This window comes from Piscinibacterium candidicorallinum, assembly GCF_047549485.1.
GTDB lineage: Bacteria > Pseudomonadota > Gammaproteobacteria > Burkholderiales > Burkholderiaceae_C > Piscinibacterium > Piscinibacterium candidicorallinum.
In genome coordinates this window covers 3,667,879-3,692,997 of record NZ_CP180191.1, presented here as the reverse complement: position 1 = coordinate 3,692,997, position 25,119 = coordinate 3,667,879, and the positions used below count along the sequence as shown (strand labels likewise).

The 25,119-nt window shown below is 66.5% G+C and carries 22 protein-coding genes; 19 read left to right on the top strand and 3 right to left on the bottom strand.

The features are described 5' to 3' along the window. The first annotated feature begins 214 nt into the window (after nt 1–214). The 15 genes from ACMDW7_RS16715 (at nt 215) to ACMDW7_RS16645 (ending at nt 16,740) form a co-directional block, all read left to right on the top strand. Complete coding sequence (locus tag ACMDW7_RS16715; RefSeq protein WP_377304487.1) at nt 215–1,960, top strand: DUF1800 domain-containing protein; 1,746 nt, start codon at nt 215–217, stop codon at nt 1,958–1,960. 28 nt (nt 1,961–1,988) lie between these two features. Next, nucleotides 1,989–3,437, top strand: a complete 1,449-nt coding sequence (locus tag ACMDW7_RS16710; protein WP_414859580.1) for a DUF1501 domain-containing protein — start codon at nt 1,989–1,991, stop codon at nt 3,435–3,437. A 127-nt stretch (nt 3,438–3,564) separates the two neighbouring features. Then, entirely contained in the window at nt 3,565–6,180 is a 2,616-nt protein-coding gene (locus ACMDW7_RS16705; protein ID WP_377304483.1) for a DNA topoisomerase III, read from the top strand. Nucleotides 6,181–6,345: 165 nt separating this feature from the next. Next, nucleotides 6,346–6,684: a hypothetical protein gene (locus ACMDW7_RS16700; protein ID WP_377304481.1), complete on the top strand. Its 339-nt coding sequence runs from the start codon at nt 6,346–6,348 to the stop codon at nt 6,682–6,684. A 154-nt stretch (nt 6,685–6,838) separates the two neighbouring features. After that, nucleotides 6,839–7,546, top strand: a complete 708-nt coding sequence (locus ACMDW7_RS16695; protein WP_377304479.1) for a DUF6445 family protein — start codon at nt 6,839–6,841, stop codon at nt 7,544–7,546. Between the two features lie 42 nt (nt 7,547–7,588). Continuing rightward, nucleotides 7,589–7,876 (top strand): hypothetical protein, encoded by a 288-nt coding sequence (locus ACMDW7_RS16690; protein WP_377304477.1) that lies wholly within the window; start codon nt 7,589–7,591, stop codon nt 7,874–7,876. A 141-nt stretch (nt 7,877–8,017) separates the two neighbouring features. After that, entirely contained in the window at nt 8,018–8,305 is a 288-nt protein-coding gene (locus tag ACMDW7_RS16685) for a YbeD family protein (protein ID WP_377304475.1), read from the top strand. 161 nt (nt 8,306–8,466) lie between these two features. Beyond that, nucleotides 8,467–9,444 carry an ABC transporter ATP-binding protein gene (locus ACMDW7_RS16680; RefSeq protein ID WP_377304473.1) on the top strand — a complete coding sequence of 326 codons (978 nt, stop codon included), beginning with the start codon at nt 8,467–8,469 and terminating at the stop codon, nt 9,442–9,444. Beyond that, complete coding sequence (locus ACMDW7_RS16675) at nt 9,441–10,778, top strand: hypothetical protein (RefSeq protein ID WP_377304471.1); 1,338 nt, start codon at nt 9,441–9,443, stop codon at nt 10,776–10,778. Before ACMDW7_RS16680 ends, ACMDW7_RS16675 begins: the two co-directional genes overlap by 4 nt. A 45-nt stretch (nt 10,779–10,823) precedes the next feature. Continuing rightward, nucleotides 10,824–11,531 (top strand): lipoyl(octanoyl) transferase LipB, encoded by a 708-nt coding sequence (gene lipB / locus ACMDW7_RS16670; RefSeq protein ID WP_377304470.1) that lies wholly within the window; start codon nt 10,824–10,826, stop codon nt 11,529–11,531. Beyond that, nucleotides 11,528–12,514 carry a lipoyl synthase gene (gene lipA / locus ACMDW7_RS16665; RefSeq protein ID WP_377304468.1) on the top strand — a complete coding sequence of 329 codons (987 nt, stop codon included), beginning with the start codon at nt 11,528–11,530 and terminating at the stop codon, nt 12,512–12,514. Before lipB ends, lipA begins: the two co-directional genes overlap by 4 nt. Before the next feature lie 181 nt (nt 12,515–12,695). Next, nucleotides 12,696–13,586, top strand: coding sequence for an EamA family transporter (locus ACMDW7_RS16660; protein ID WP_377304466.1), 891 nt, complete (start codon nt 12,696–12,698; stop codon nt 13,584–13,586). A 149-nt stretch (nt 13,587–13,735) separates the two neighbouring features. Further along, nucleotides 13,736–14,713 (top strand): Bug family tripartite tricarboxylate transporter substrate binding protein, encoded by a 978-nt coding sequence (locus tag ACMDW7_RS16655; protein ID WP_377304464.1) that lies wholly within the window; start codon nt 13,736–13,738, stop codon nt 14,711–14,713. Nucleotides 14,714–14,747: 34 nt separating this feature from the next. Then, a complete protein-coding gene (locus ACMDW7_RS16650) occupies nt 14,748–15,239 on the top strand; it encodes a tripartite tricarboxylate transporter TctB family protein (protein ID WP_377304462.1) in 492 nt (163 codons plus the stop codon). A gap of 4 nt (nt 15,240–15,243) precedes the next feature. Then, nucleotides 15,244–16,740, top strand: coding sequence for a tripartite tricarboxylate transporter permease (locus ACMDW7_RS16645; RefSeq protein ID WP_377304460.1), 1,497 nt, complete (start codon nt 15,244–15,246; stop codon nt 16,738–16,740). 14 nt (nt 16,741–16,754) lie between these two features. Here the strand turns inward: ACMDW7_RS16645 and ACMDW7_RS16640 are convergent, their stop codons facing one another. Continuing rightward, complete coding sequence (locus ACMDW7_RS16640; RefSeq protein WP_377304458.1) at nt 16,755–17,255, bottom strand: TlpA disulfide reductase family protein; 501 nt, start codon at nt 17,253–17,255, stop codon at nt 16,755–16,757. A gap of 30 nt (nt 17,256–17,285) precedes the next feature. Between ACMDW7_RS16640 and ACMDW7_RS16635 the strand changes: the two genes are divergently transcribed. Beyond that, complete coding sequence (locus tag ACMDW7_RS16635; RefSeq protein ID WP_377304456.1) at nt 17,286–17,960, top strand: DUF4197 domain-containing protein; 675 nt, start codon at nt 17,286–17,288, stop codon at nt 17,958–17,960. Here the strand turns inward: ACMDW7_RS16635 and mobA are convergent. Continuing rightward, on the bottom strand, nt 17,957–18,595 hold the full coding sequence (gene mobA / locus ACMDW7_RS16630) for a molybdenum cofactor guanylyltransferase MobA (RefSeq protein ID WP_377304454.1): 639 nt from the start codon (nt 18,593–18,595) through the stop codon (nt 17,957–17,959). The genes ACMDW7_RS16635 and mobA overlap by 4 nt on opposite strands. Before the next feature lie 169 nt (nt 18,596–18,764). Between mobA and ACMDW7_RS16625 the strand changes: the two genes are divergently transcribed. Together ACMDW7_RS16625 and ACMDW7_RS16620 are read left to right on the top strand one after the other, a co-directional pair. Beyond that, nucleotides 18,765–20,576, top strand: coding sequence for an ATP-binding protein (locus ACMDW7_RS16625; protein WP_377304452.1), 1,812 nt, complete (start codon nt 18,765–18,767; stop codon nt 20,574–20,576). 129 nt (nt 20,577–20,705) lie between these two features. Then, entirely contained in the window at nt 20,706–21,311 is a 606-nt protein-coding gene (locus ACMDW7_RS16620) for a hypothetical protein (RefSeq protein ID WP_377304450.1), read from the top strand. Nucleotides 21,312–21,372: 61 nt separating this feature from the next. Here the strand turns inward: ACMDW7_RS16620 and katG are convergent, their stop codons facing one another. After that, nucleotides 21,373–23,589 (bottom strand): catalase/peroxidase HPI, encoded by a 2,217-nt coding sequence (katG, locus tag ACMDW7_RS16615; protein WP_377304449.1) that lies wholly within the window; start codon nt 23,587–23,589, stop codon nt 21,373–21,375. A 502-nt stretch (nt 23,590–24,091) separates the two neighbouring features. Between katG and ACMDW7_RS16610 the strand changes: the two genes are divergently transcribed. Beyond that, the gene (locus ACMDW7_RS16610; protein ID WP_377304447.1) at nt 24,092–25,084 is read left to right on the top strand and encodes a Kelch repeat-containing protein; all 993 of its coding nucleotides are present in this window, start codon (nt 24,092–24,094) and stop codon (nt 25,082–25,084) included. Nucleotides 25,085–25,119 lie beyond the last annotated feature (35 nt).

Here is a 25,119-nt window from a genome sequence, read left to right as displayed (position 1 = left end):
GCGCACACTGCGCCGCGTGTTGACGGATCGACAACACGCCTTGAAGCAAAAACCTTGTTACATCACAGTCGCATCCAGTAACGGTCAGTGGCACCACCGTTGCTTGGAGAGCCTGCGCCTTGCGCAGACGTACCCGATTCGCCTCGGGTCCACACAAAAATCAGGGCTTGTCCGGAGACAAACGTCGGACAAGTGGACTGTGGAGTGACAAAAAATGGCCGGAGTGATCTCAAACTGGCAAACGCTGCGCCGCCTCGCCGGTGCCGCAACGCTTGCAATTCTGGTGTCCGCCTGTGGCGGATCAGGGGGGGGCTCAAGTGGCCCAACCGCACCACCAGCGGGCCCGCCGCCCACTGCGGCTGAAGCCTCGCGCTTCCTGAGCCAGGCCACGATGGGGCCGACGCAGGGCTCGATCGACTTCGTGATCCGAGTGGGCTACCAGGGCTGGCTGAACGATCAGTTCAACAAGCCCATGCGCCCGCACTTTGACTACCTGCAGGCGCGCCAAGCCGAGCTGCAAGCGCTCACGCCGCCGCAGAACGTTGGCCAGAACGAGTTCTTCCAGAGCTGGTGGGGCCAGGCCCTGGGCAGCGAAGACCAACTGCGCCAGCGCGTGACGTTTGCACTGTCGCAAATCTTCGTGGTGTCCTTTCAGAACGACACCACGGTCAACTACCCGCGCGGCATGGCCAGCTACTACGACATGCTCGCGCGCAACGCGTTCGGCAACTACCGCACCCTGCTCGAAGACGTCAGCCGCCATCCGATGATGGGCATTTACCTGACGCACATGCGCAACCAGAAAGCCGGGGGCACGCGCGTGCCGGACGAGAACTACGCACGTGAAGTCATGCAGCTGTTCTCCATCGGGCTGTTCCAGCTGAATCCGGATGGCACGGTCAAGACCGACAGCAACGGCCGTCCGCTTGAAACCTATGGCGATGACGACATCAAGGGTCTGTCGCGTGTATTCACCGGCTTCTCCTGGTACGCCGGCCCGAACATGGCCGACCGCACGGACAGCCGCTTCTTCGGTGGTGCAGGTCCGGCCGAGCGTGAATGGACACCGATGCAGGGCTACGCCAAGTTCCATGAACAGGGCGAGAAGCGCTTCCTGGGTACCACGATTGCCGCCCAGACCACGGCCGACCCCGACGCCAGCCTGAAGGCTGCGCTGGACTTCCTCGCGAATCATCCGAACACCGCGCCCTTCATCTCCAAGCTGCTGATCCAGCGTCTGGTGACCAGCAACCCCAGCCCCGCCTACGTCGGCCGCGTGTCCAATGTGTTCCGTACCAGCAATGGTGATCTGAAGCAGGTGATCTCTGCCATCCTGCTGGATACCGAGGCACGCACTGCGTCCACCGCCAACAATGTGGGCAAGCTGCGCGAGCCGATCCTGCGTGCCACCGCCTGGGGCCGTGCCTTCGGCGCGACCAGCGACTCGACCCGCTACCTCATGGGCAGCACCGATGATCCTCTGGGTTCGCTGAGCCAAACCCCGATGCGCTCGCCCACGGTGTTCAACTTCTTCCGTGCCGGCTACGTGCCGCCGAACTCCGCCACCGGTGGCGCCAGCCTGACCGCCCCCGAGTTCCAGATCGTCCACGAGACCTCGGTGGTGGGCTACATGAACTTCATGCGCAATGCGGTGCAGAACGGCATCGGCGGCCGCGCCTCGGGCGCCACGCGCAATGACATCCAGCCCAACTACACGGCAGAGATCGCGCTGGCTGAACGGCCCGATGATCTGGTGAATCGTCTGGACATGCTGCTCACCGGCGGCAGCATGACGACCGCCAACAAGCAGATCATCCGCGACGCCATCAACTCCGTGGCCATCCCCGCGCTGGCCGCCAACGGCAGCAACCAGGCCCAGGTCGATGCGGCCAAGCTGACTCGCGCACGCCTCGGTGTCTACCTGACCCTGGCCTCGCCCGAGTTCCTGATCCAGAAGTAAGGGAAGGGCCGACACCATGAGCAAGCACATGAACCAATCTCGTCGCGCCTTCCTGCGCACCAGCAGCAGCCTGTCCTTCATGGGTGTGGCTGCGCCCTTCGGCATCAACCTCGCCACCCTGGCTGCGGCATCTGCACAGACCGCCGGCACGGACTACAAGGCGCTGGTGTGCCTGTACTTCTTCGGCGGTAACGACAGCGCCAACTCCGTGCTGCCCACCGATGCGACGTCCTGGGCCGAGTACACGCGCATCCGCACGACGGCCGAAGCGGGCAACATCGCCCTGCCTGCAGTGGGGCAGCCCGGCGGCGTCCTGCCGCTGAACGCGATCAACAATCAGGGCCGCGGCTTTGCGCTCCACCCTGCGCTGCGCGACTTCCAGACCCTGTTTGACGCCGGTCGGGGTGCCATCCTGTCCAACGTCGGCCCGCTGATCGAGCCGATCGCCAACCGGACGGAGATGAACACCAAGCGCCGTCCGCCCAAGCTGTTCTCGCACAACGACCAGACCTCGATGTGGCAGGCCTTCGCACCGGAAGGCGCGCGCCAGGGCTGGGGCGGCAGGATGGGTGATCTGCTCATGGCCAGCAACAGCAAGGCCATGTTCACCTGCATCTCGGCCTCCGGCAACACGGTGTTCCTGTCGGGCAACCAGGCGTTGGCCTATCAGGTGAACGGTGGCGGTGCCGTGGCCATTGGTGGCGTGGGCACGACGGCCAACAACACGGTCTATGGGTCGATGGCCGGTGGCGCAGCGCTGCGCAACCTCATCAGTTCGGATCGTGCGCACTTCCTGGAGAAGGATCACAGCGCCATCGTCAAGCGCTCGATCGATGCACAGGTCGATCTGGCCACCGCCATGCTGCCGGCCGGCCCCACGGGCATCCCGAACCCGCCGCAGTACACCAATCCGAACAACGGCAACCTGGCCAACAACGGCCTGGCGCAGCAGTTCCAGACTGTGGCACGCATCATCGCTGGCCGTTCTGCGCTGGGTACGCGCCGTCAGGTGTTCTTCGTGGGTATCGGTGGCTTTGACACGCACGACTTCCAGCGCAACAACCATGCGGACCTGATGGCCCGCATCGGCCATGCCCTGAAGTACTTCGACGACACTCTGGCGGCCATGCCTGGCCTGGGCGACATTCGCAATCAGGTGACGGTATTCAGCTCCAGCGAATTCGGCCGGACCTACACCAGCAACGGTGACGGCACTGACCACGGCTGGGGTGCCTCGCACTTCGTCACCGGCGGTGCGGTGATCGGGCGTGACCTCTACGGCCGCTTCCCGACCATCGGTCTCACGACGCCGGACTCCGCATCCGGCAGCGGCGCCTGGATTCCCGTGCACAGCGTGGACCAGTACGGCGCCACGCTGGGCCGCTGGATGGGTCTGTCCGAGACGCAGCTCAACGACATCTTCCCGAACCTGCGCAACTTCACGCAGCGCGATCTGGGCTTCATGCGGCTAGGCTGATTCGGGTCTTCTCGGCAACAAGGCCTCCCGCGCGGAGGCCTTGTTGTTTGCAGTGCCGCAAAACGCACGTCTATAGTTGCAGCGCCCGAGGCTTGCATAACTAGCAATCCTCTTCACAGACTCTCACATGCCCGCCGCCAAGAAAACCGCCGCCAAAGCCCCTGCTGCCAAGAAAGCCGCCGTCAAGAAAACGTCGGCCAAGGCCGCAGCCGCGACCCTGGCCGACGGGCTCAAGACGCTCGTGATCGCCGAAAAACCCTCGGTGATGAACGACATCGCCAAGGCCCTGGGCGGCTTCGTCAAGCACGAGGACTATCTGGAGAGCGACGAGTACGTGGTCTCCAGCGCCGTGGGCCACCTGCTTGAGCTGGTGGTGCCCGAGCAGTACGACGTCAAGCGCGGCAAGTGGAGTTTTGCCCACCTGCCGATGATCCCGCCGCACTTCGATGTGCAGCCGATCGAGAAGAACGAAAAGCGCCTCAAGACGCTCGTGAAGCTGCTCAAGCGCAAGGACGTCGGCGCCGTGATCAATGCCTGTGACGCGGGGCGCGAGGGCGAGCTGATCTTCCGCTACATCATGCAGCACGCCAAGAGCAAGCTGCCGGTGCAGCGTCTGTGGCTGCAGAGCATGACCCCGCAGGCCATCCGCGACGGCTTTGCGCAGCTGCGCACCGACGATCAGATGATGCCTCTGGCCGATGCCGCACGCTGCCGCAGCGAGGCCGACTGGCTCGTGGGCATCAATGGCACGCGCGCCATGACCGCCTTCAACAGCAAGGACGGCGGTTTCTTTCTGACCACCGTGGGCCGGGTGCAAACGCCGACCCTGGCCATCGTGGTCGAGCGCGAGGAGCGCATCCGCAAGTTCGTGCCGCGTGACTTCTGGGAGGTGCGTGCCGAGTTCGTGGCCGCCGGCGGCGTGTATGAAGGCCGCTGGTTCGACCCCAAGTTCAAGAAGGACGAGACGGACCCGGAAAAGCGCGAAAGCCGCCTCTGGGCCAAGGCTGCGGCCGAAAGCATCGTGGCCGCCTGCCGCAGCCAGATGGGCTCCGTGACCGAGGAGGCCAAGCCCAGCACCCAGGGCGCGCCGCTGCTCTATGACCTCACCAGCCTGCAGCGAGAGTCCAATGGCCGCTTCGGCTTCTCGGCGCAGACCACGCTCTCGATTGCCCAGGCCCTGTATGAAAAGCACAAGGTCCTGACCTACCCGCGAACCGACAGCCGCTACCTGCCGCAGGACTATGTGGGCACGGTGGAGAAGACCCTGGAGCAGGTCGGCGAAATGGACCGCTACTACCCCTTCACCGCCCAGGCGCTGAACAAGGGCTGGGTCAAGGGTGGCAACAAGCGCGTGTTCGACAACACCAAGGTCTCCGACCACTTTGCCATCATTCCGACGGGCAACCTGCCGAAGGGCCTGAGCGAGGCGGAAGCCAAGGTCTACGACCTCGTCACCAAGCGCTTCATCGCGGTGTTCTTCCCGCCGGCCGAATACCAGATCACCACCCGCATCACCGAGGTGCAGGGTCATCAGTTCAAGACCGAGGGCAAGGTGCTGGTGAACCCGGGCTGGCTCGCGGTGTACGGCAAGGACGAGCAGAAGAGCGACGATTCCCTCGTGGCTGTGAAGCAGGGCGAGCGCGTGGTGACCGAGACCATTGAAGCCGTCGGCCTGTCGACCAAGCCGCCGCCCCGCTACAACGAAGCCACGCTGCTGTCCGCCATGGAAGGCGCAGGCAAGCTGGTGGAAGACGAAGAGCTGCGCGAAGCCATGGCCGAGCGCGGTCTGGGCACGCCGGCCACTCGCGCCGCCACCATCGAAGGGCTCCTGAACGAGAAGTACATGCTGCGTGAGGGCCGGGACCTCATGCCCACGGCCAAGGCCTTCCAGCTCATGACGCTCTTGCGCGGCCTGGGCGTGGAGGAACTCACGCAGCCGCAACTGACCGGCGGCTGGGAGCACAAGCTCTCGCTGATGGAGAAGGGCGAGATCTCGCGCGAGGAGTTCATGCAGGAAATCGCACGCATGACGCAGATCATCGTCAAGCGCGCCAAAGAGTACGACCGCGATACCGTGCCCGGCGACTACGCCACGCTCAAGACACCCTGCCCGCACTGCGGCAGCGTGGTCAAGGAGAACTACCGCCGCTTTGCCTGCGAGGCCTGCGGCTTCTCCATCAGCAAGCACCCGGGCGGCCGCAGTTTCGAGATCGAGGAGGTCGAAGAGCTGCTCGAAAAGCGCACCATCGGCCCCCTGCAGGGCTTCCGCTCGAAGATGGGCCGGCCCTTCGCGGCCATCCTAAACATCGTCGAGGACACCGAGAACAACAACCTCAAGATGGAATTCGACTTCGGCCAGTCCAACGCCGAAGACGAAGATGCCGAGGCGCCCGATTTCTCCGGCCAGAGCCCGCTGGGAAAGTGCCCGCGCTGCGGCGGCGGCGTGCATGAGCACGGCATGAACTACGTGTGCGAGAACACCGTGGTGGCCAAGACCTGCACCTTCAAGAGCGGCAAGGTCATCCTGCAGCAGGAGATCAGCCCCGAGCAGGTCAAGAAGCTTCTGGACACCGGCAAGACCGACCTGTTGACCGGTTTTGTGTCCATGCGCACGCGCCGGCCCTTCAAGGCCTTCCTGGCCTGGGACGCCAAGGCCGACAAGGTCGGCTTCGAATTCGCCCCGCGCGAGGCCAAGGCGCCGGCCAAGAAGGGTGCCAAGAAGGCGGCTGAAGCGGCGGAGTGATCCGCCCGCGCTGGCTTGCGCGCGGGCCGGGTGCTGTCGCGGTCGCGTCCGGTCTGCGACACATCGCAACACCTCGGCCGCGCCTGCGGGGCTACGCTTGAGTCAATCCGCTCGCGCGCCGGATGTTCTGCGGCGGGGTCGGATCAGCGAATTGCGAGGTGTGCCATGAACCGTTCCATCAACTCGTCTCCGCGTCGCGCAGTGTGCGCCGTCGCGCTCGCGCTCGGCCTGACCGGCTGCGCCAACCTGAGCATCGGCTTCGGGATTGGCGGCAGCAATCTGGGGATCGGTGTCGGTGTGGGTGGTGATGGCAATGTGAGTGTGGGCGTGGGTGGCGGCGGGCGCGTCGGCAATGTCGGCGTCGGCGGTGCGGTCACGCTGCCTGCCGGCAAGATCGGCGAGAAGGACGCGAAAGACAAGGATGCCAAGGACAAGGACGCCAAGGACGACAAGCCCAAGAAGGACGAGCCGCCCGTGGACCCGGACGCCGTCCGGCGCCCCTGAGAAAGATTCAACTTCGGCCACAGAGTCAACGGGCTGTATAGATTCAAAGACTCTTCCCAGATAAGCGGAAAGTGCGATAGCAAACACTCACAAATAGAGAGAAAAAGCTGAATAACGGCCAGTCTCAAGCCGATCAGCATGGCGCCAACGCTGCATGTTCAACCCCAACCCGACGCTCCAGTCCATTGCGCTGCATGACGGTCACACCTGCTGGGTGATCGACGACGCCTTCACCCGGCCCGAGCAGCTGCGCCAGTTCGCCCGCGAGCAGCGCGCCGCCTTTGCCCCCGCGCCGCACAACGCCTACCCCGGCGTCGAATTGCTCATGCCGCCCGAGTTTTCCGACCGGCTGGCCGAGTTCTTTGCCCAGCATGTGCGCCGTCGCCTCGGTGGCCGGCGCACCCTGCACATGTACAGCCGCCTGTCGATGGTGACGAAGCAGCCGCACGAGCTGCTGCCGCGCCAGTGGCTCTGCCATCGGGACAATCAAGGCCTGCCGGCCGACCAATGCATCGCCGCCAGCGTGCTCTATCTGTTTGACGACCCCGCCCTGGGCGGCACCGCCTTCTACCGCCCCCGCAAGAGCCCGCAGGAGACCGCGCAGCTGGTGCACGACTGCGGCCAGATGGACGCCGCCACCTTCAGCGCGCGCTACGGCATCGCACCCGGCTACATGCTGGACGGCAACGACTGGTTCGAGAAGACCGGCAGCGTGCCGGCGCGCTACAACCGCCTCATCTTCTACGACGGCAGCCTGTTCCACACCGGCGAACTTGCCACCCCGCAGCGCTACTTGAATGACCCGGACACCGGGCGGCTCACGGTGAACGGGTTCTTTACGTGTTCGAGGGCGGCGGGGTAGGGTGGAGTCATGCAGCCTGGATGCCGCAGTTAGGGAGCCTCAATGAAGAAGCAAATTCGCCGGTTGTCGCCGCATCAGAATGGGAAGGTGGCCGGTGTACTCATGGCAGTCGCGTCGCTGGTTTTCGTGATTCCGATGTCGGTGATGTTTTCTCTGTTCGCGCCGAGCCCCATGCCAGGGCAGATGCACTTTGGTCCGTCGATCGGAATGATCCTGTTGTTTCCGGTGATGTATCTGGTGTTTGGCTATGTGATGGTGGCCGTGGCCTGCGCGCTCTACAACGCGCTGTTTGGTTTCTTGGGCGGTTTTGAGTACGAGAGCAACGACTGACGCAGCGACTGGGATCGTTCGCTGGCCGCGAGTCGACACGCGAGACCCAGCATCCATGCGCCTTTCCAGCCCAAACTGGCTGAAGAACCGCACCAGACAAGCGGAACTGGTTTTTGCCAGACCCGCCCCCACAATACTCAGATGACTGCCATCCCTGCCGACGCCACCCCGCGCAAGAGCCTGCTGACCTTCCCCGCCACCGTGCCGGTCACGGCGATCGGCAAGCGGGTAGATGATCTGGCGCACAGCATTGCCGAGACGGTGCGCGGCGTGGTGCCGGGCTTTGATGCCACCACCATCGAGCTGCGCGCGAGCAAGGCCAACAACTACCTGGCCGTGGCCTTCATGGTGCACTTCGAGAGCCGCGAGCAGATGGAGGCGGTGGAAGTGGCGCTGCGAGCCAATCCGCGCGTGAAGATCGTGCTCTGAAGGGCGGCGGCCATGCGTCATTGCAGGCCGCTGCTGCGGCGGCATGTCCGGCGGGGCGCGTCATTGGGCGCCTAGACTGATGTGAAGTGCCTCTGCCAAGGACCGTTCAACATTGGGGGTACCTGCGCCTTGAAGCGTGTTCCTCTCCTTGCCCGCCCGTCATGACGCCACCGATCATCGAAGTCGACCAGCTCGTGTTTGACTACCCGGGGCACCGGGCGCTGCACGGCGTGAGCTTTGCCATCGAGCGGGGCAGTGTCACCGCGCTCGTGGGCCCCAATGGCGCGGGCAAGACCACATTGATGCGCCTGATCGCCGCGCTGGACACGCCGTTTGCCGGCACCGTGCGCGTGCAAGGGGTGGATGTGCAGGAGGCGCCGCGCGCCGTGCACCGGCACATCGGCTACCTCGCAGACCAGTTCGGGCTCTACGGCAGTCTGTCGGTGCGGCGCTGCCTGGCGTTTGCCGCGGCCTCGCAGGGGCTTGCTTCCGACGAGATCGACGCCGCTGTGCAGGACACCGCCCGCCTGCTGGACCTTGAAGACAAGCTCGATGCACAGGCCGGGCGTCTGTCGCGCGGGCAGCGTCAGCGCGTGGCCATCGGCCAGGCCATCATTCACCGGCCCGCCGTCGTGCTGCTCGACGAACCGGCCAGCGGGCTGGACCCCGAGGCACGCAATGCCCTGGCCGGCGTGTTCCGGCAGATGCAGGCCGCGGGCATGACCCTGCTGGTGTCCAGCCACATCCTGGCGGAGCTGGACGCGTATTCCACCCACATGCTCGCCCTGCGTGAGGGCCGCATCCAGGATCTCCGCGCGCTGCACGGGGCATCGGATTCCTTGGTTCGCCGCCTGCGCCTTCACTGGCGCGGTGCGGCCGAGGACGCCCTGGCCGCCCTGCGCGCGCAGCCCGGGGTGCAGGTGCTGCACAGCGAGACCCGGCAAGCCGAGTTCGAGCTCGACGGCGACGATGACGCACAGGCGCAGCTGCTTGAGCGGCTCGTGCAGGCGCAGCGCGCTGCGGCGTCCGGCCGCTTTGCCGTGATCGGCCTGGAAGCTGTGCGCGAGAACCTGCAGGACTCCTACCTGCGCTCGATGCAGGGTAGTGCGGCGGCCGCGTCGGACGGAGGGCGCGCATGATGCGTTCGGACAATCCGGAGTTCCAGCGCCAGATCTGGCTGACTTGGTCGCTGACCCGCGCGCTGGTGATGCCGGCCCTGCTGGGTTTGGCGGCCGCCGCCGTGGCCCTGGCCGCACGCGACGCGCAGGAGGCGGCCGCCAATCTTGCCCGCGCTGCGGTGATCGGCTTTGTGGTGGTGGTTTGGCTCTACGGCTCGCGCGAGGCCGGCGCCAGCATGGTGGACGAGATCCGCGACCGGACCTGGGACCAGCAGCGCATGGGTGCCTTGCTGCCGTGGCCCATGACCTGGGGCAAGCTGCTGGGCAGCACCAGCCTGGCGTGGTGGGGTGGGGCCATCTGCGCCGGTGTCTATGCCGCGGCCGCAGTGCAGGCCGGCCTGGCGCACTGGCCGCTGACCCTGCTGACCCTGGTGGCAGGTGGCGTGGCCCTGCAGGCCCTGGCCAGCCTGCTCAATCTGCACATGGCGCTGTTTGACGAGCGCCTGGCCGCGCGCGGCGGGCTGTGGTGGCTGCTGGTGCTGGCGCTGTGGTCCTTCGGGCCGATCAGCCTGTTCAGCAGCAGTGCAGAGCGCAGCTGGTGGGGACTGATGGTCAACGGCGCCGCGCTCACGGCGGCGTCTGCGGTGCTGATCGCGGGCTGCCTCGTCGTGGCCCTCTGGCGCCGCACCGCGGATGCGCTCGCAGTGCGCCAGCTGCCCTGGGCCTGGCCGTTGCTCAGTGTGGTGCTGGCCGCATGGGGCGCCGGCTTCGGGGCAGATGCGGCCGACAGCGGGAAGCCTGCCCTGCTGTTCACGACGGTTGTGGTGATCGCCGCCGCGTTGACCTACGTGGTACTGGTTTCTGAGCCCAACCACCGGACGCGCTGGGCCGGCGTGCTGGCCCGCATGGCGCAGCGCGACTGGCGCAAGGCACTGCAGCAGCTGCCGCTGTGGCCGGCGAGTCTGGCGCTTGTGCTCGTGGCGGCCGTGCTGGCACTCCTGGCTGGCGACGCGACACCGGCGTCGCCGAACAATCTGCTGCGTGCCGCACAGAGTGATCGTGTGATTCCGCTGACCGTGGCCCTCTTGCTCGTGCGTGACTGCGCACTGGCCTGTGCCTTGTGCTGGCGCGCCGGCGTGCGCCGTCCGGTCGGCGCCTTCCTTCTGTGCCTGCTGGTGCTCTACGTGCTGCTGCCTTGGCTGGCCGGCGCGGTAGAGCTCAAGCCCCTGGTCCTTGCACTCCTGCCTCCGGTCATGGTCGTGACGCAGGGCTCTGCCATTGCGGCGCTCGCCGTGGCGGCCGCGCATGCTGCGGTTGGTCTTGGCCTTGCAGTCTGGAGCTGGCGCCGCCCCTAGTCATTCCGCCCACCACTGCCGCCAACGTCTCTCTACCCATCAGCGATGCAGATCAAGCGCATCACCACGCCCGAGTACACCCCCGTGTATGCCGCCATGCGCGAGTTCACCGCGCAGCGCACGCCCGCCACGGAGGACGAGATCTGGCTCGCCGAGCACGGGCCGGCGTACACGCTGGGGCTGGCGGGCAGGCGCGAGCATGTGCTTAACGCGCATGACATCCCGGTCATTGCAACGGACCGCGGCGGGCAGGTGACGTATCACGGCCCAGGGCAGGTGGTGGCCTATCCGCTGATCGACCTGCGCCGCCAGGGCATCTATGTGAAGGAGTACGTGCACCGCATCGAAACCGCGGTGATCTGCGTGCTGGCGGACTATGGCGTCATCGGACAGCGCGTGGCGAACGCGCCGGGCATCTATGTACGCCTGGATGGCCGCGCGCCGAGCCTGGCGGACAGTGCGGGCCCGCAGCCGGCGGGCGCCGACCCGTTCGCGGGGCTGGGCAAGATTGCGGCCCTGGGCGTGAAGGTGACGAATCACCGCACCTATCACGGCGTGGCGCTCAATGTGGCCATGGATCTGGCGCCATTTACCTGGATCAACCCCTGCGGATACGCGGGTTTGGCCACGGTGGACCTCGCTACACTGGGCGTCCAGACCACCTGGGACGACGCGGCGGCGCGGCTTGCGCACCACCTGGCGCGGGTCTTCACCCTGCCAGCCGACACGGCGTCCCCCGCCTCCTCATCATGAGCAACGTCACCGACAAGGCCCTGCCCGCAGGCGAGTACGACGCCACCGCCAAGCAGAAGCACGAAGCCAAGACCGCGCGCAACCCGATCAAGATCATCCCGATCGAGCGCACCGAGATGCTCAAGAAGCCGGACTGGATCCGCGTGAAGGCGGGCTCGGTCAACACGCGCTTCTACGAGATCAAGCAGATCCTGCGCGAGCACAAGCTGCACACGGTGTGCGAGGAAGCCAGCTGCCCCAACATCGGCGAATGCTTCGGCAAGGGCACGGCCACCTTCATGATCATGGGCGACAAGTGCACCCGCCGCTGCCCCTTCTGCGACGTGGGCCACGGCCGCCCGGACCCGCTCGACGTGAACGAGCCGGAGAACCTGGCCAAGACCATTGCCGCGCTCAAGCTCAACTACGTGGTCATCACCAGCGTGGACCGTGACGACCTGCGTGATGGCGGTGCCGGCCACTTTGTCGAATGCATCAAGAAGACGCGCGAGCTCTCGCCGGCCACGCGCATCGAGGTGCTGGTGCCGGACTTCCGCGGCCGTCTGGACCGGGCCCTGGCCATCCTGGAAGCCGCGCCGCCTGATGTGATGAACCACAACCTGGAAACCGCGCCTCGCCTGTACCGCGAGGCGCGGCCCGGCAGCGACTATGCGCATTCCCTGAAGTTGCTGAAGGAATTCAAGCAGCGGGTGCCCGGCGTGCCCACCAAGAGCGGCATCATGGTCGGCCTGGGCGAGACGGACGAGGAAGTGCTGCAGGTCATGGCCGACATGCGCGCGCACGACATCGACATGCTCACCATCGGCCAGTATCTGGCGCCCTCCGGCCACCACCTGCCGGTCAAGCGCTACGTGCACCCGGACCAGTTCAAGGTCTTTGAAGAGAAGGCCTACGAGATGGGCTTCACCCACGCCGCCGTGGGCGCCATGGTGCGAAGCAGCTACCACGCCGATCAGCAGGCCCACGCGGCCGGTTTTGCCTGATTAATTTGACTGATTCTGGCGGTTTGTTGATTTTTCAGTATGTGAACCGGCTGGAAAAGCGCATCAGACAAGCGGAAAGCCGTTCTGGAGCATTTGGCTGGTTTTGACTGATATCTACGTCCGATTTTGCTGCTTTGAAGTGGTGCATGCGCCCTGCCGACAGCCCTGAACGGACGCCGCCTTGTCCGCCACCGCACTCGCCCTCGTCCTCACCGCAGCCCTGCTGCATGCCACCTGGAACTTCATCGCCAAGAAGTCCGGTGGCGACGTGCGCTTTGCGCTGCTGTCCTCGGTATTCCAGGGCCTGATCTGGGCGCCGGTGGGCCTGTGGTTCGCCGTCAAGCACGTGCCCGGCTGGGGCTGGCGCGAGTGGGGGCTGATCCTCGCCAGCGGCGCGATCCATGTCCTGTACTTCGTCTGCCTGCTGCGCGGCTACCGCAAGGCGGATCTGTCGGTGGTGTATCCGCTGGCGCGCGGCACCGGGCCGCTGATTGCCGCCCTGGGCGCGGTACTGCTGCTCGGTGAACAGATTTCTGCGCTGGGTGCCGCAGGCATCGGCGGCGTGGTGCTGGGCGTGTTCCTGATTGCCGGCGGCCCGGCGCTGATCCGCACCGCCACCCACGCGCACGATGCAGCCGCACGCCAGCGCGTGTTGCTCGGCGTGGGCTACGGCGCACTCACGGGCGTGTTCATCGCCGCCTACACGGTGGTGGATGGCTACGCCGTGAAGGTGGCGCTGATCTCGCCCATCCTGGTGGACTACCTCGGCGGCGTGGTGCGCATTCCGATGCTGCTGCCGCTCATCGGCCGCGATCTGCGTACCCTGCCCGAGGTGTTCCGCAGCCAGTGGAAGAACGCGCTGGTGGTCGGCACCCTCGGGCCGATTGCCTACACCCTGGTGCTCTTTGCCATGACGCTCGCACCGCTGTCGCATGTGGCGCCAGCGCGCGAGGTGTCCATGCTCTTTGCGGCGCTGCTGGGCGGCAAGCTGCTGGGCGAGCAGGATCTTGGTCTGCGCCTTGCGGGTGCGGCACTGATTGCCGGCGGGGTGATCGCACTCGCGCTGGGTTGAAGCCCGGGCCTACGCACTTGGTGTATCGGGCGGGTGCAGCCGTGCCGTGCCGAGCACGAAAACGGTTGCAAGCGCAGCGCAGCATTGGCTACCTTCAGGGCACCCCACAGACAAGCGCCGCATTGCACGGCGCTGCGAGGAGACCCTGAATGAACGCTCTGCTCACGCGCGCCGTCCGGCACGCCCGCCACGCCCTGATCGCCACCGCATCGCTGCTCGCCCTGACGGCACCCGTGCAGGCCGAGAACTTCAAGATCATGATCGGCGCCAATCCCGGCGGCGGCTTCGACCAGACCGGCCGTGGCATCGGAAAGGCCCTGCAGGACGCAGGTGCCGCCAAGAACGTGAGCTACGAGAACCGCGGCGGCGCCGGCGGCACCATCGGCCTGGCGCAGTTCGTCAACGCCAGCAAGGGCGACCCGAACGCGCTGGTGGTTATGGGCGCGGTCATGGTCGGCGCCATCGTGCAGAACAAGCCGCCCGTCACGCTGGAGAACGCCACGCCCGTGGCGCGCCTGTTCACTGAATACAACGTATTCGTGGTGCCGGCCAATTCGCCCTTCAAGACCATGCGCGAGGTGGTCGAACAGATGAAGAAGGACCCGGCCAGCGTGAAGTGGGGCGGCGGCTCCAAGGGCAGCGTGGACCACATCTCGGTGGCCATGATCGCCCGCGCGGCCGGTGTGGATGTGGCCCGGGCCAACTACATCCCCTTCCGTGGCGGCGGCGAGGCCTCGGCGGCCATCCTCGGCGGCCACGTCACGGTGGGCACGGCAGGCTATGCGGAGTTTGCGGAGTTCATCCGCACCGGCAAGGTACGCGCGATTGCCGTCACCTCGCCGCAGCGCCTGGCGTCGGCCAAGGACATCCCCACCCTGCGCGAGCAGGGGCTTGACGTGGAGATCGGCAACTGGCGCGGCGTGTATGGCGCACCGGGCATCACGCCGGATCAGCGCAAGGCGCTCGTCGCGGCCGTGACCAAGGCCACCAGCACGCCCGGCTGGAAAGAAGCCCTGCAGAAGAACGACTGGACGCCCAGCCTGCTCACGGGCGATGACTTCGGCCGTTTCGTGAGCGACGAGCATGCCCGCCTGCGCGCGCTGATGGTCAAGAGCGGCATGCTCTGATGCCCCCGCGCGCATACCGCGAAGGCGCTGCAGCTTGAAGCACCTTCAGATCGGCACCGGGCTGGCCGCATTGGGTGTGGCGGCGGTGCTGCTGGCGGGTGCGCACGGCATGCGCTCGGAGGCCGGCTACAGCACCCTGGGCCCCGGCTTTGTGCCGCTGGTGGTGGCTGCGCTCTTGGCCCTGTGCGGCGTGTTGCTGCTGCGCGAGGCACTCACGGGTGGCTTTCGCCTGTTTGAGGACGAAGTCATGGGCATCGCGCCCAACTGGCGCGGCTTTGCCTGGGTCAGTGCGGGGTTGCTGCTCACGGCGCTGCTGATCACGCGCATTGGCTTCGTGCTGACCTGCACGCTGCTGTTTGCGCTGGCGGCCCGTGGTTTTCGGCAGAGCGAAGGGCAGCGTGTTTCCGTCGCGCAGAGCGCACGCGACCTCGGCATCGGCCTGCTGCTCACACTGCCCGTGTTTCATCTCTTTACCCGCGCACTCGGCGTGAGCCTGCCTGCACTGCTCGGCAACGCATGGATCTAGGTACATGGACATAGGTCAGCAACTGCTGGCGGGCTTTGCCAGCGCCAGCACGCCTGTGAATCTGATGTGGGCCTTCATCGGCTGCGCACTCGGCACCGCGGTCGGCGTGCTGCCGGGCATCGGCCCCGCCGTGGCCATTGCCATGCTGCTGCCCATCACCACGCAGGTGGATGCCACGGCGTCGATGATCCTGTTTGCCGGCATTTACTACGGCACCATGTATGGCGGCTCGACCACCTCCATCCTGCTCAACACGCCGGGCGAGACAGGCTCGATGGTCACGGCGCTGGAGGGCAACCGGATGGCCAAGGCGGGCCGTGCGGGTGCGGCGCTGGCCACAGCGGCCATCGGCTCCTTTGTGGCGGGCACGCTCACCACTCTGCTGCTCACGGTCTCTGCGCCGCTGATTGCGGAGTACGCCTTGCGCTTTGGCCCGCCCGAGTACTTCATGCTCATGGTGCTGGCCTTCGTGGCCGTGAGTGCGGTGCTGGGCAAGAGCACGCTGCGCGGCATCACCTCACTGGGCCTCGGGCTGGCGGTGGGGCTGGTGGGCATCGACCAGATTTCCGGCCAGGCGCGCTACACGCTCAATGTGCCGGAGCTGGTGGACGGCATCGAAGTGGTGCTCGTGGCCGTGGGCCTGTTTGCGGTGGCCGAGGCGCTGCATGGCGTGCTCTACGAGGGTCGACGTACCGAAACGCGCAACGCCCTGAGCACGCTCATCATGACGCGCGAGGACTGGAAGCGCTCCTGGCCGGCCTGGCTGCGCGGCACGGCGATCGGCTTTCCCTTCGGGTGTGTACCCGCCGGCGGCACGGAGATCCCGACCTTCCTGTCCTACGCCGCCGAGAAAAAGCTCTCCAAGCACCCAGAGCAGTTCGGTCGCGAAGGTGCCATCGAAGGCGTGGCCGGCCCGGAGGCCGCCAACAACGCCACCGTGACCGCGCTGCTGATCCCGCTCTTGACCCTGGGCATTCCCACCACGGCCACGGCGGCCATCATGATCGCGGCGCTGCAGAACTACGGCATCCAGCCCGGCCCCGCGCTGTTCCAGACCAGCGGTGCACTGGTCTGGGCGCTGATCGCCTCGCTCTACATCGGCAACGTAATGCTGCTGGTGTTGAACCTGCCGCTGGTGAACCTGTGGGCCAAGCTGCTGACCATCCCGCGCCCGGCCTTGTATGCCGGCATCCTGGTGTTTGCCACGGTGGGCGTGTACGGCATGCGCCAGAGCCCGTTCGATCTGCTGCTGCTCTACATCGTGGGGCTGGTGGGGCTGGTGATGCGCCGGCTGGACTTCCCGGCCGCGCCCGTGATCGTTGGCATGATTCTCGGCCCCTTGGCCGAGGCGCAGCTGCGCAATGCGCTGTCGATCGGCGAGGGTCGCTTCACGGTGTTCATCGAGCGCCCGCTGTCCGCGAGTCTGCTGGCGATCGCCGTGGCGCTGCTGGTGCTGCCGTGGGCTTGGCGGCGCGTGCGTGCGGGCCGCGCGGCCGCCTGATCACGCCGGGCCGATCAACTCTCAGCCAGCAGCTTCTCGATCGTGGCGTGGAACTCGGCCACGTCCGGCTCGCCCACGTAGCGCTTGACGATCTCGCCGCGCTTGTTGACCAGGTAGGACGTGGGCGTGACGCGGGTGTTGTTCCAGGCCAGCGCAACTTCGCCCTTGGGATCGAGCGCGACCTTGAAGGGCAGCTTGCGGGTTTCCGCAAAGTGCAGGACGAAATCCGGCCGGTCGTGCTTCATGGCCACGGCCACGGTCTCGTAGCCGCGTGGCTTGAACTTGTTGTAGGTGTCCACCAGCATCGGCATTTCCTTGACGCAGGTGACGCAGTCGGTCGCCCAGAAGTTGACGAGCGTGACCTTGCCCTTGAAGTCCGCCGTGTTGATCTGCTGGCCGGTGATGGTGCCGATGGGCACGGCGGGCACGGCGTCACTTTGTTTTGCACATCCGGCCAGCACGATGCTGCCCGCCGCGGCGAGGCTCAATAGAATCGATCGGAGTGCGGGCGTCATGACGGTTCCCGTAAGGAGATGGCGATGCGGATGAGTCAAAGTGTAGTGATCGCAGGCGTGCTGGTGCTCTCGGTGCAAGCCCAGGCCCTGGATCTTTCCCGCATCAGCAACCAGGACGCGAGCGCCGGTTTGAAGGAGGCGCTGAACAAAGGTTCCGCCGCCGCCGTGGCCAAGCTGGGCGTGACGGACGGCTTCCTGAAAAACCCGGAGGTCAAGATCCCGCTGCCCGACGGGCTGAAGCAGGCCGAGCGCGCCGCCAAGCTGCTGGGCCGGCAGAAGGACTTCGACGAGCTCGTGACCGGCATGAACCGCGCCGCCGAGCAGGCCGTGCCCCTGGCCAAACCCCTGCTGACCGACGCGATCAAGTCCATGAGCGTGGATGACGCCAAGAAGATCATCAGCGGCGGGGACGACTCCGTGACGCAGTTCTTCAAGAGCAAGACGGAGAAGCAGCTCGGCATCAAGTTCCAGCCGATCGTGAAGCAGACGACCGACAAGGTCGGCCTGGCCAACCAGTACAACAAGCTGGCCGCGCAGGCCCAGCAATTCGGCATGGTCAAGGAGCAGGACGCGAAGATCGAGAGCTATGTCACGCGCAAGGCGCTCGATGGACTCTTCCTCATGATCGGCAAGGAAGAGCGCGCCATCCGCCAGGACCCGCTCAAGTACGGCTCGGAGATTCTCAAGAAGGTGTTCGCGCGCTAGTCGCTCTGCGCCGGCCGGGCCGCAAGTCGGGCCTCCATTTCGGCCAGGGCCTGAGGCGTATTCACATTTGCAAAGCTTTCGGCGATGTCGCTGCAGTCGAGTTCGCGTGCGCCTACGGCGCGCCAGAAACCCTGTGCGGCACGCTCTCCAACCATCAATCGTTGAACCAGCGCAGGCTCCGTATTGCGGTGGACCAGCGCAAAAAGAGGCTCCGGTCCTTCGCGGGTGCGGCAGACCACCGCTGTGTCACTGCCCTGCCGGGCGGAAGCCAGCCTGGTCACCAGGTCTGGGGCGAGCAGCGGTGCGTCTACCGGGCAGAGCGCAATCCAGCTGTGTGTCGTCGCCGCCCAGGCTGCGCGCAGGCCACCGAGCGGGCCTTGCTCACCTGGGGGTGGTGGTCCCTCGCCCAGACCTAGCGCCAGATCGGCCAGCACGCGCACGCCCGCTCGTTCGTAGGCAAAGGTGTTGCGGTTTGCGCTGAGGAGGACCTGCGACACCTGCGGCGCGAGGCGCTCCAGCACATGGTCCGCCAACGCGCGGCCAGCCAGAATCTGCTGGCCCTTGTCTCGCCCTCCGAAGCGTTGACTCGCGCCGCCGGCAAGGATCAGGCCGCAGATCGATTCGCGCACGCTCATTGGAGGGATTTTGCCCTGTTCTTCGGCGCCAGCAGGGCTTGGCGCCCTGCCATCGGCGAATACCATTGCGAGTGGCGCGCAAGCTGCAATTCAGTCTGCGCCGCAGGCGCAAGCCTGACACACAGACTCCCCTGTCGGAAGCTGCCCGTACTGCCACGCCCCCGAGACCGTGCTCAATTCCCCATCGAGTTCCAGCCCGCAGCAGGTCGATGCCCTGCGGTTTGACGCCGAACTGCTGGCGAGTGCCATGCAGGGTGCGGTGCAGACCTCGCTGGTCTCGCTGGCCACCGGCCTGCTGTGCGGTGCGATCCTCTGGACCGCGGAACTACAGTTCTGGGCGCTCGCGCCGGTGCTGGCCGCTGTGGTTGGTGTGGGCATGCGAGCGCGCTTGCTCGGCCTGTATCGCGACGGTCGGCCCAGACCGGAGCGCTACCAACGCGACCTGCCCGTGTTCAACCTCAGCGTGCTCGCGTCGGCGGGCGTGTTCTTCCTGCCTTGCATGGCGGTGCTTGGCTCTGTGGAGCCGCAGGCACGCATTCTCGTGTTCATCGTTGCCGTGGGCGGGCTCGCGGCCGGCTCATTACTGGTGGGCTTCGCGCGCGGGACGTTCGCGTGCTGGGTCGGGCCCAACGCAGTCGCGCTGGCATTGCTCGCGGTCTTCTCACCCGGGCTGAGCCCGGCCCTGTTGCTGCCTGGCCTGCTGATTTACATCCTGGTACTGGGTCATGCGGCGCGGCTGGCGCGCGGAAACCTGGCCACGGCCTTCGCGGAGCGCGAACGCGCCAATGCAGCGACCCGCACCAAGAGCCAGTTCATGGCCAACATCAGCCACGAGATCCGGACCCCGATGCATGGCGTGCTGGGCAACCTCGAGGTGCTGGCGCAGACCCAGCTGGACACGCGCCAGGCCGCGCTGCTGCGTGCGGCCTCCGGCTCGGGCAAGGCCTTGCTGTCGCTCATCGATGAGGTCCTGGACTTCAGCAAGCTCGAGACCGGCCTGTTTCGCATCCGCCAGGAAACCGTGGTCATACAGCCGATGCTGGATACCGTCGAGCAATTGTTCTTGCCCGCCGCGCGACGCAAGGCGCTGGCCTTCAGCGTGGTGGTCGACGAGGGTCTGCCCGCGGCGATGGAATCCGACGCGTTGCGCTTGCAGCAAGTGCTCATGAACCTCGTGGGCAACGCCATCAAGTTCACTGACGCGGGCAGTGTGGAGCTGCGAGTGGCGTGCGGCGCCAGCCAAGCGGGGCCGACCATCGAGTTCTGCGTGCGAGATACAGGCATCGGGATTGCAGCGGATGATCTGGCGCGCATCTTCGATCCCTTCGAGCAGGCGCAGGCCGGCGCGGCGCGGCGCTTTGGCGGCACGGGGCTCGGGCTGTCAATCAGCCAGCAGCTGGTTCAGGCGTTGGGTGGAAACCTGAGCGTGCGCAGCGAACCTGGCCAGGGCTCCATCTTCACCGTGACCCTGCCCCTGAAGGCGCGCAGTGCTGCAGCGCCCGGCGCTGTTGATTCCGCCGGCTCTGCGACAAGCGCTGCACCAGCCGCGGTAAACGAGCGTCAGGCGGAGGCAGCATCGGTGCCGGAGGCCGATACGCAACCCGAGCCGCTGCGTGTGCTGGTGGTGGACGACAACGCAGTGAACCGCGCGCTGGCAGTGGCCATGCTCGAGCTGGCTGGCTCGCAGGTCAGCCAGGCTGTGGACGGCATGCAAGCGCTGGACATGCTCAATGCCAAACCCTACGACCTCGTGCTCATGGATTGGCAGATGCCGGGCCTGGATGGTCTGGAGACCACACGCCGCTGGCGCCGCCAGGAGGCGCTGCGCGCCTCGCGCCGCGTGATGATTGCCGGGGTCACGGCCAACGCATCTGCCGCTGATGAAGCCGCCTGCCGCGAAGCGGGCATGGACGCCTTCCTGCCCAAGCCCTTCACGCTCGATGGCCTGAAGGCCCTCGTGACGCAGGCTGCGCAGCGCTGATCGCGCATCGCCGTACGGGTGGCTGCATTTGTCACGTGGGCGACTTACATTCAGCGCATGGCCGATCGGCAGGCGCGCGGTGCGCGCGGATCGACCACGAACCGTCAAACAGGAACTCTGGAGCGCGCCATGAAGCACTTGCTCGTTGCATCCATCACTTTCGGGCTGGCCGCTGCCTGTCTGGCCCAGCCCGCCGCACCAGCAGCGCCCGCAGCCAAGGCCGTACCTCCAGTCGCCAGCAAATCGGTGCCTGCGATGCTCACTGGAGAGACCTTCAAGACCGAAGCCGAGGTGCTGAGCGTCGATGCCGCCAAGCGCGAGGTGACCGTGCGCATGGCGGATGGCCAGGTGGTGAGCAAGACGCTCGGCCCCGAGGTCAAGAACTTTGCCCAGATCAAGGCCGGTGACCGCGTCGAGGCCACCTACACCCGCTCATTGCGCGTGAGCTTCAAGAAGGGCGGCGGCGTGCGCAGCACCAATGAGCTGAAGGACAGTGCCAATGCAGCGCCGGGCGCCAAGCCGGGCGCGGCCGTGGTGCGCGAATTGCGCTTCGTGGCAGACATTACGGAGATGGATGCCAGGACGGGCATCGTTACCGTCAAGGGCGCGAGCGGCCAGACCTACACGGCCAAGCTCACCAACCCTGCTGTGCTCAAGGGTTATGCCGTTGGCGATCAGGCCGAGGGCGTGTTCCGTGAAGTGGCTGCCCTGCGCGTTGTCACGCCGGCAAAGTAGCGCCGCGAGAGCGGACAAAGAACAAACGGGGCCGAGGCCCCGTTTGTCTTTTTGCTCGGCTTCAACGCAGATCGAAGCGGTCCAGGTTCATGACCTTGACCCAGGCGGCCACGAAGTCGCGCACGAACTTCTCCTTCGCGTCGCTTTGTGCATAGACCTCGGCCAGTGCGCGCAGCTGGGAGTTCGAGCCGAAGACCAGATCGACCCGAGTGCCGGTCCACTTCACCGCACCGGAACTGCGGTCGCGGCCCTCGTAGATGCCCGCCGCGCCGGGGCTTGGCGCCCAGCTGGTGGCGATGTCCAGCACGTTCACGAAAAAGTCGTTCGTGAGCGTACCCGGCTGCGTGGTGAACACGCCGTGCGTGCTGCCATCGGTATTGGCGCCCAGCACACGCAGGCCACCCACCAGCACCGTCATCTCCGGTGCAGACAGCGTGAGCAGCTGCGCACGGTCGATCAGCAGGTGTTCGGCCGGCACGCTGAACTCGCGTTTGGCAAAGTTGCGGAAGCCATCGGCCTGCGGTTCGAGTACGGCAAAGGACTGCACGTCCGTCTGGTCCTGCGTGGCATCCACGCGGCCCGGTGCAAAGGGCACGTCGATGGACACGCCCGCGGCCTTGGCCGCAGCCTCCACACCCACGCCGCCGGCCAGCACGATCACATCAGCCAGGCTCACCTGTCGGCCGCCCTTGGCATTGAAGGCCTGCTGCACGGCTTCGAGTGCGGCGAGCACACGGGCCAGTTGCGCCGGCTGATTCGCTACCCAGTCCTTTTGCGGGGCCAGGCGAATGCGCGCACCGTTGGCGCCGCCGCGCATGTCCGAGCCGCGGAAGGTCGAGGCCGAGGCCCAGGCTGTGCTCACCAGTTCAGCCACGCTCAAGCCCGTGGCGGCGATCTGCTGCTTGAGCGCTGCGATGTCGGCCGTGTCGATCACGGCACCGGTGCGCGCCGGCAGCGGGTCTTGCCAAAGCAGGTCTTCGGCCGGCACTTCGGGGCCGAGGTAGCGCGCCTTCGGACCCATGTCGCGGTGCGTGAGCTTGAACCAGGCGCGGGCAAAGGCGTCGGCAAAGGCCTTTGGGTCGGCGTGGAAGCGGCGCGAGATCTTCTCGTAGGCCGGATCGAAGCGCAGGGAGAGGTCAGCCGTGGTCATCATCGGCGGATGCTTCTTCGTCGGATCGTGCGCATCCGGGATCATGTGCTCGGGCTTCACGTTCTTCGCCACCCACTGATGGGCGCCGGCTGGGCTCTTGGTGAGTTCCCACTCGTAGCCGAAGAGCATGTCGAAGTAGCCGTTGTCCCACCGTGTCGGGTTCGGCTTCCAGGCGCCTTCGATGCCGCTGGTGGTGGTGTGCACGCCCTTGCCTGAGCCGAACTGGTTGATCCAGCCGAAGCCCATCGCTTCCAGCGGTGCGGCCTCAGGTTCGGGACCGACCAGCGCCGGGTCGCCCGCGCCATGCGCCTTGCCGAAGGTGTGGCCGCCGGCCACCAGGGCCACGGTCTCTTCGTCATTCATGGCCATGCGTGCAAAGGTCTCGCGGACATCGCGGCCGGAGGCCACCGGGTCCGGGTTGCCGTTGGGGCCCTCCGGGTTCACGTAGATCAGGCCCATCTGCACGGCGGCCAGCGGGTTCTCCAGCGAGGCCGCGTCGCGGCCCTTGCCCTCGGCGCTGTAGCGCTTGTCGCCCAGCCAGGTGCTTTCGGTGCCCCAGTAGATGTCTTCCTCGGGCTGGTAGATATCTTCACGGCCGCCGGCAAAGCCGAAGGTCTTGAAGCCCATGGTTTCCATGGCTACGTTGCCCGCCAGAATGAAGAGATCGGCCCAGGAGATGCTGTTGCCGTACTTCTGCTTGATGGGCCAGAGCAGGCGGCGTGCCTTGTCGAGGTTGCCGTTGTCGGGCCAACTGTTCAGCGGCGCAAATCGCTGGTTGCCCGTGCCGCCGCCGCCGCGGCCATCTGCCGTGCGGTAGGTCCCGGCGGCATGCCAGGTCATGCGGATGAACAGGCCGCCGTAGTGGCCCCAGTCGGCCGGCCACCAGTCCTGCGAGGTGGTCATCAGCGCGGCAAGGTCCTTCTTCACCGCGGCCAGATCCAGCTTGGCAAAGGCCTTGCGGTAGTCGAAGCCCGGGTCCATCGGGTTGGAGGCCGGGTGGTGCTGGTGCAGGATGCCCAGGTTGAGCTGGTTCGGCCACCAGTCGCGATTGGTTGTGCCGCGGCCAACCGGAGAGGCGGCGGCGCTGCCGGCGCTGTGGTGGAAGGGGCACTTGGAAACTTCGGCCATGGGGGACTCCTCGGTGGGGTGGGGCAGGGGGGTGAAAAAGCGGGGGGTGGGCCAGCAGAACGAAGGATGCGGACCGTGCTACCAGACACGCGCCAGGGTGCTGAGCGTGTCGATCCAGAAGCGCAGCGCACTGTCGTCGCGCTGTAGGGCCGGAGCAGCCAAAGCGCCAAGGGGAGAAGGCATCGCCAATCCTTTCCTGTTGAAACTGCGCCCATAGCGCGGCGCGATGGGAAGCAGATTATTGATAGCTAACAAGAATCGCCAATTGATTGTGTTGATCTATCGGATTGGCGGTTCTGGTGCCTGGCTGCGGCAGCATCTGCCCGTGCACTGCATTCATCGCCCCGGCAGGGGCAGGCGCAGGAAAACCGTAGATCCGTCCCCGTGACCGTGTCATGCATGGAACCATCGGACCGGCCAGCGCACCTGCACGCAGCCGCCCTAGCATCGAGTTCACCGGCACGCGCAAACGTGTGCGTCCGCCCTCAATACCGTCCCCGCCATGACTGATCGCCGCCAAGTCCTGCACACCCTCGCCGCCCTGCCGCTGGCGGTCAGCCTGTCCGCACGGGCCGCCTCGCCTGCCGGCCCGGTGTGGCGCGCCGCGCCAAGCCTGCCGCTGGATGTGCAGGAGATCTACCCCGCGCTGCACGGCGGAGAGATCTGGGTGGCCGGCGGTTTCACGCACGCTGGCGGCAAGCTCGGTGCGACCGAGCGTGTGGTGGCTTTTGATCTGGACAAGCAGCAGTGGCGCGAGGCGCCGGCGCTGCCCACGCCCTCGCATCACGTGCACCTAGCCTCGGTGAACGGCAGCTTGTTGGCGGTGGGCGGGTTCATCGGCGGTGAAAGCCGGACGCAATGGATCGCTACGCCGCGCGTGCTGCGCCTGGACGGCGCGCGCTGGGTGGAGCAGGCGCCGTTGCCACGGCCGATCGGCGAGGCGGTGCCGCTGGTACTCGACGGCCGCCTGCATCTCATTGGTGGCCGTGCGCCCACCGGGAGTGCCAACGCTGGCTGGCGCGACCATGTGGATGTGGACGAGCATCTGGTGCTGGAGGATGGCCGCTGGCGGCGTGCCGCACCCCTGCCGCTGGCGCGCAACTCGCACGGCGGCGCAGTGCTCGCGGGCGAGCTGCACATCATCAGCGGCCGCACCGTGGCCGGCAACAATGCGCCGCAGAGCGCGCATCACATCTACGACCCCAAGGCCGACCGCTGGCGCGAAGGCGCACCCTTCCCGGAGCCGCGCGGCGGCATCGCGGCGGCGGTATGGCGTGGCCAACTCGTGGCCGCGGGCGGCGAACTGTTCGACCCACCCTCCGTGGGCAGCACGGTCTACATCTGGGGGGACGGGCGCTGGACGCGGCTGAGCAGCCTGCCCACGGCCCGCCATGGTCATGGCCTGATTGCAGCGGGCGATGCGCTCTACGCCCTGGGTGGCGCGGCGCAGGCCGGCGCACGCGGCACCCTGGCGAGCATGGACCTCCTGAGCTGAAGCCCGCACTCGCTCACGCACACTGAGTATTCATG

Bases quoted from the DNA above. Each gene is read 5' to 3' on its own strand.
- ACMDW7_RS16710 (WP_414859580.1), top strand. From the start codon at position 1,989: ATGAACCAATCTCGTCGCGCCTTCCTGCGCACCAGCAGCAGCCTGTCC.
- ACMDW7_RS16640 (WP_377304458.1), bottom strand. From the start codon at position 17,255: ATGACGCCCGCACTCCGATCGATTCTATTGAGCCTCGCCGCGGCGGGC.
- mobA (WP_377304454.1), bottom strand. From the start codon at position 18,595: ATGAGCGTGCGCGAATCGATCTGCGGCCTGATCCTTGCCGGCGGCGCG.
- ACMDW7_RS16715 (WP_377304487.1), top strand. From the start codon at position 215: ATGGCCGGAGTGATCTCAAACTGGCAAACGCTGCGCCGCCTCGCCGGT.
- ACMDW7_RS16700 (WP_377304481.1), top strand. From the start codon at position 6,346: ATGAACCGTTCCATCAACTCGTCTCCGCGTCGCGCAGTGTGCGCCGTC.
- ACMDW7_RS16685 (WP_377304475.1), top strand. From the start codon at position 8,018: ATGACTGCCATCCCTGCCGACGCCACCCCGCGCAAGAGCCTGCTGACC.
- ACMDW7_RS16695 (WP_377304479.1), top strand. From the start codon at position 6,839: ATGTTCAACCCCAACCCGACGCTCCAGTCCATTGCGCTGCATGACGGT.
- lipB (WP_377304470.1), top strand. From the start codon at position 10,824: ATGCAGATCAAGCGCATCACCACGCCCGAGTACACCCCCGTGTATGCC.
- lipA (WP_377304468.1), top strand. From the start codon at position 11,528: ATGAGCAACGTCACCGACAAGGCCCTGCCCGCAGGCGAGTACGACGCC.
- ACMDW7_RS16655 (WP_377304464.1), top strand. From the start codon at position 13,736: ATGAACGCTCTGCTCACGCGCGCCGTCCGGCACGCCCGCCACGCCCTG.
- ACMDW7_RS16680 (WP_377304473.1), top strand. From the start codon at position 8,467: ATGACGCCACCGATCATCGAAGTCGACCAGCTCGTGTTTGACTACCCG.
- ACMDW7_RS16620 (WP_377304450.1), top strand. From the start codon at position 20,706: ATGAAGCACTTGCTCGTTGCATCCATCACTTTCGGGCTGGCCGCTGCC.
- ACMDW7_RS16690 (WP_377304477.1), top strand. From the start codon at position 7,589: ATGAAGAAGCAAATTCGCCGGTTGTCGCCGCATCAGAATGGGAAGGTG.
- ACMDW7_RS16635 (WP_377304456.1), top strand. From the start codon at position 17,286: ATGAGTCAAAGTGTAGTGATCGCAGGCGTGCTGGTGCTCTCGGTGCAA.
- ACMDW7_RS16675 (WP_377304471.1), top strand. From the start codon at position 9,441: ATGATGCGTTCGGACAATCCGGAGTTCCAGCGCCAGATCTGGCTGACT.
- ACMDW7_RS16705 (WP_377304483.1), top strand. From the start codon at position 3,565: ATGCCCGCCGCCAAGAAAACCGCCGCCAAAGCCCCTGCTGCCAAGAAA.
- ACMDW7_RS16610 (WP_377304447.1), top strand. From the start codon at position 24,092: ATGACTGATCGCCGCCAAGTCCTGCACACCCTCGCCGCCCTGCCGCTG.
- katG (WP_377304449.1), bottom strand. From the start codon at position 23,589: ATGGCCGAAGTTTCCAAGTGCCCCTTCCACCACAGCGCCGGCAGCGCC.
- ACMDW7_RS16645 (WP_377304460.1), top strand. From the start codon at position 15,244: ATGGACATAGGTCAGCAACTGCTGGCGGGCTTTGCCAGCGCCAGCACG.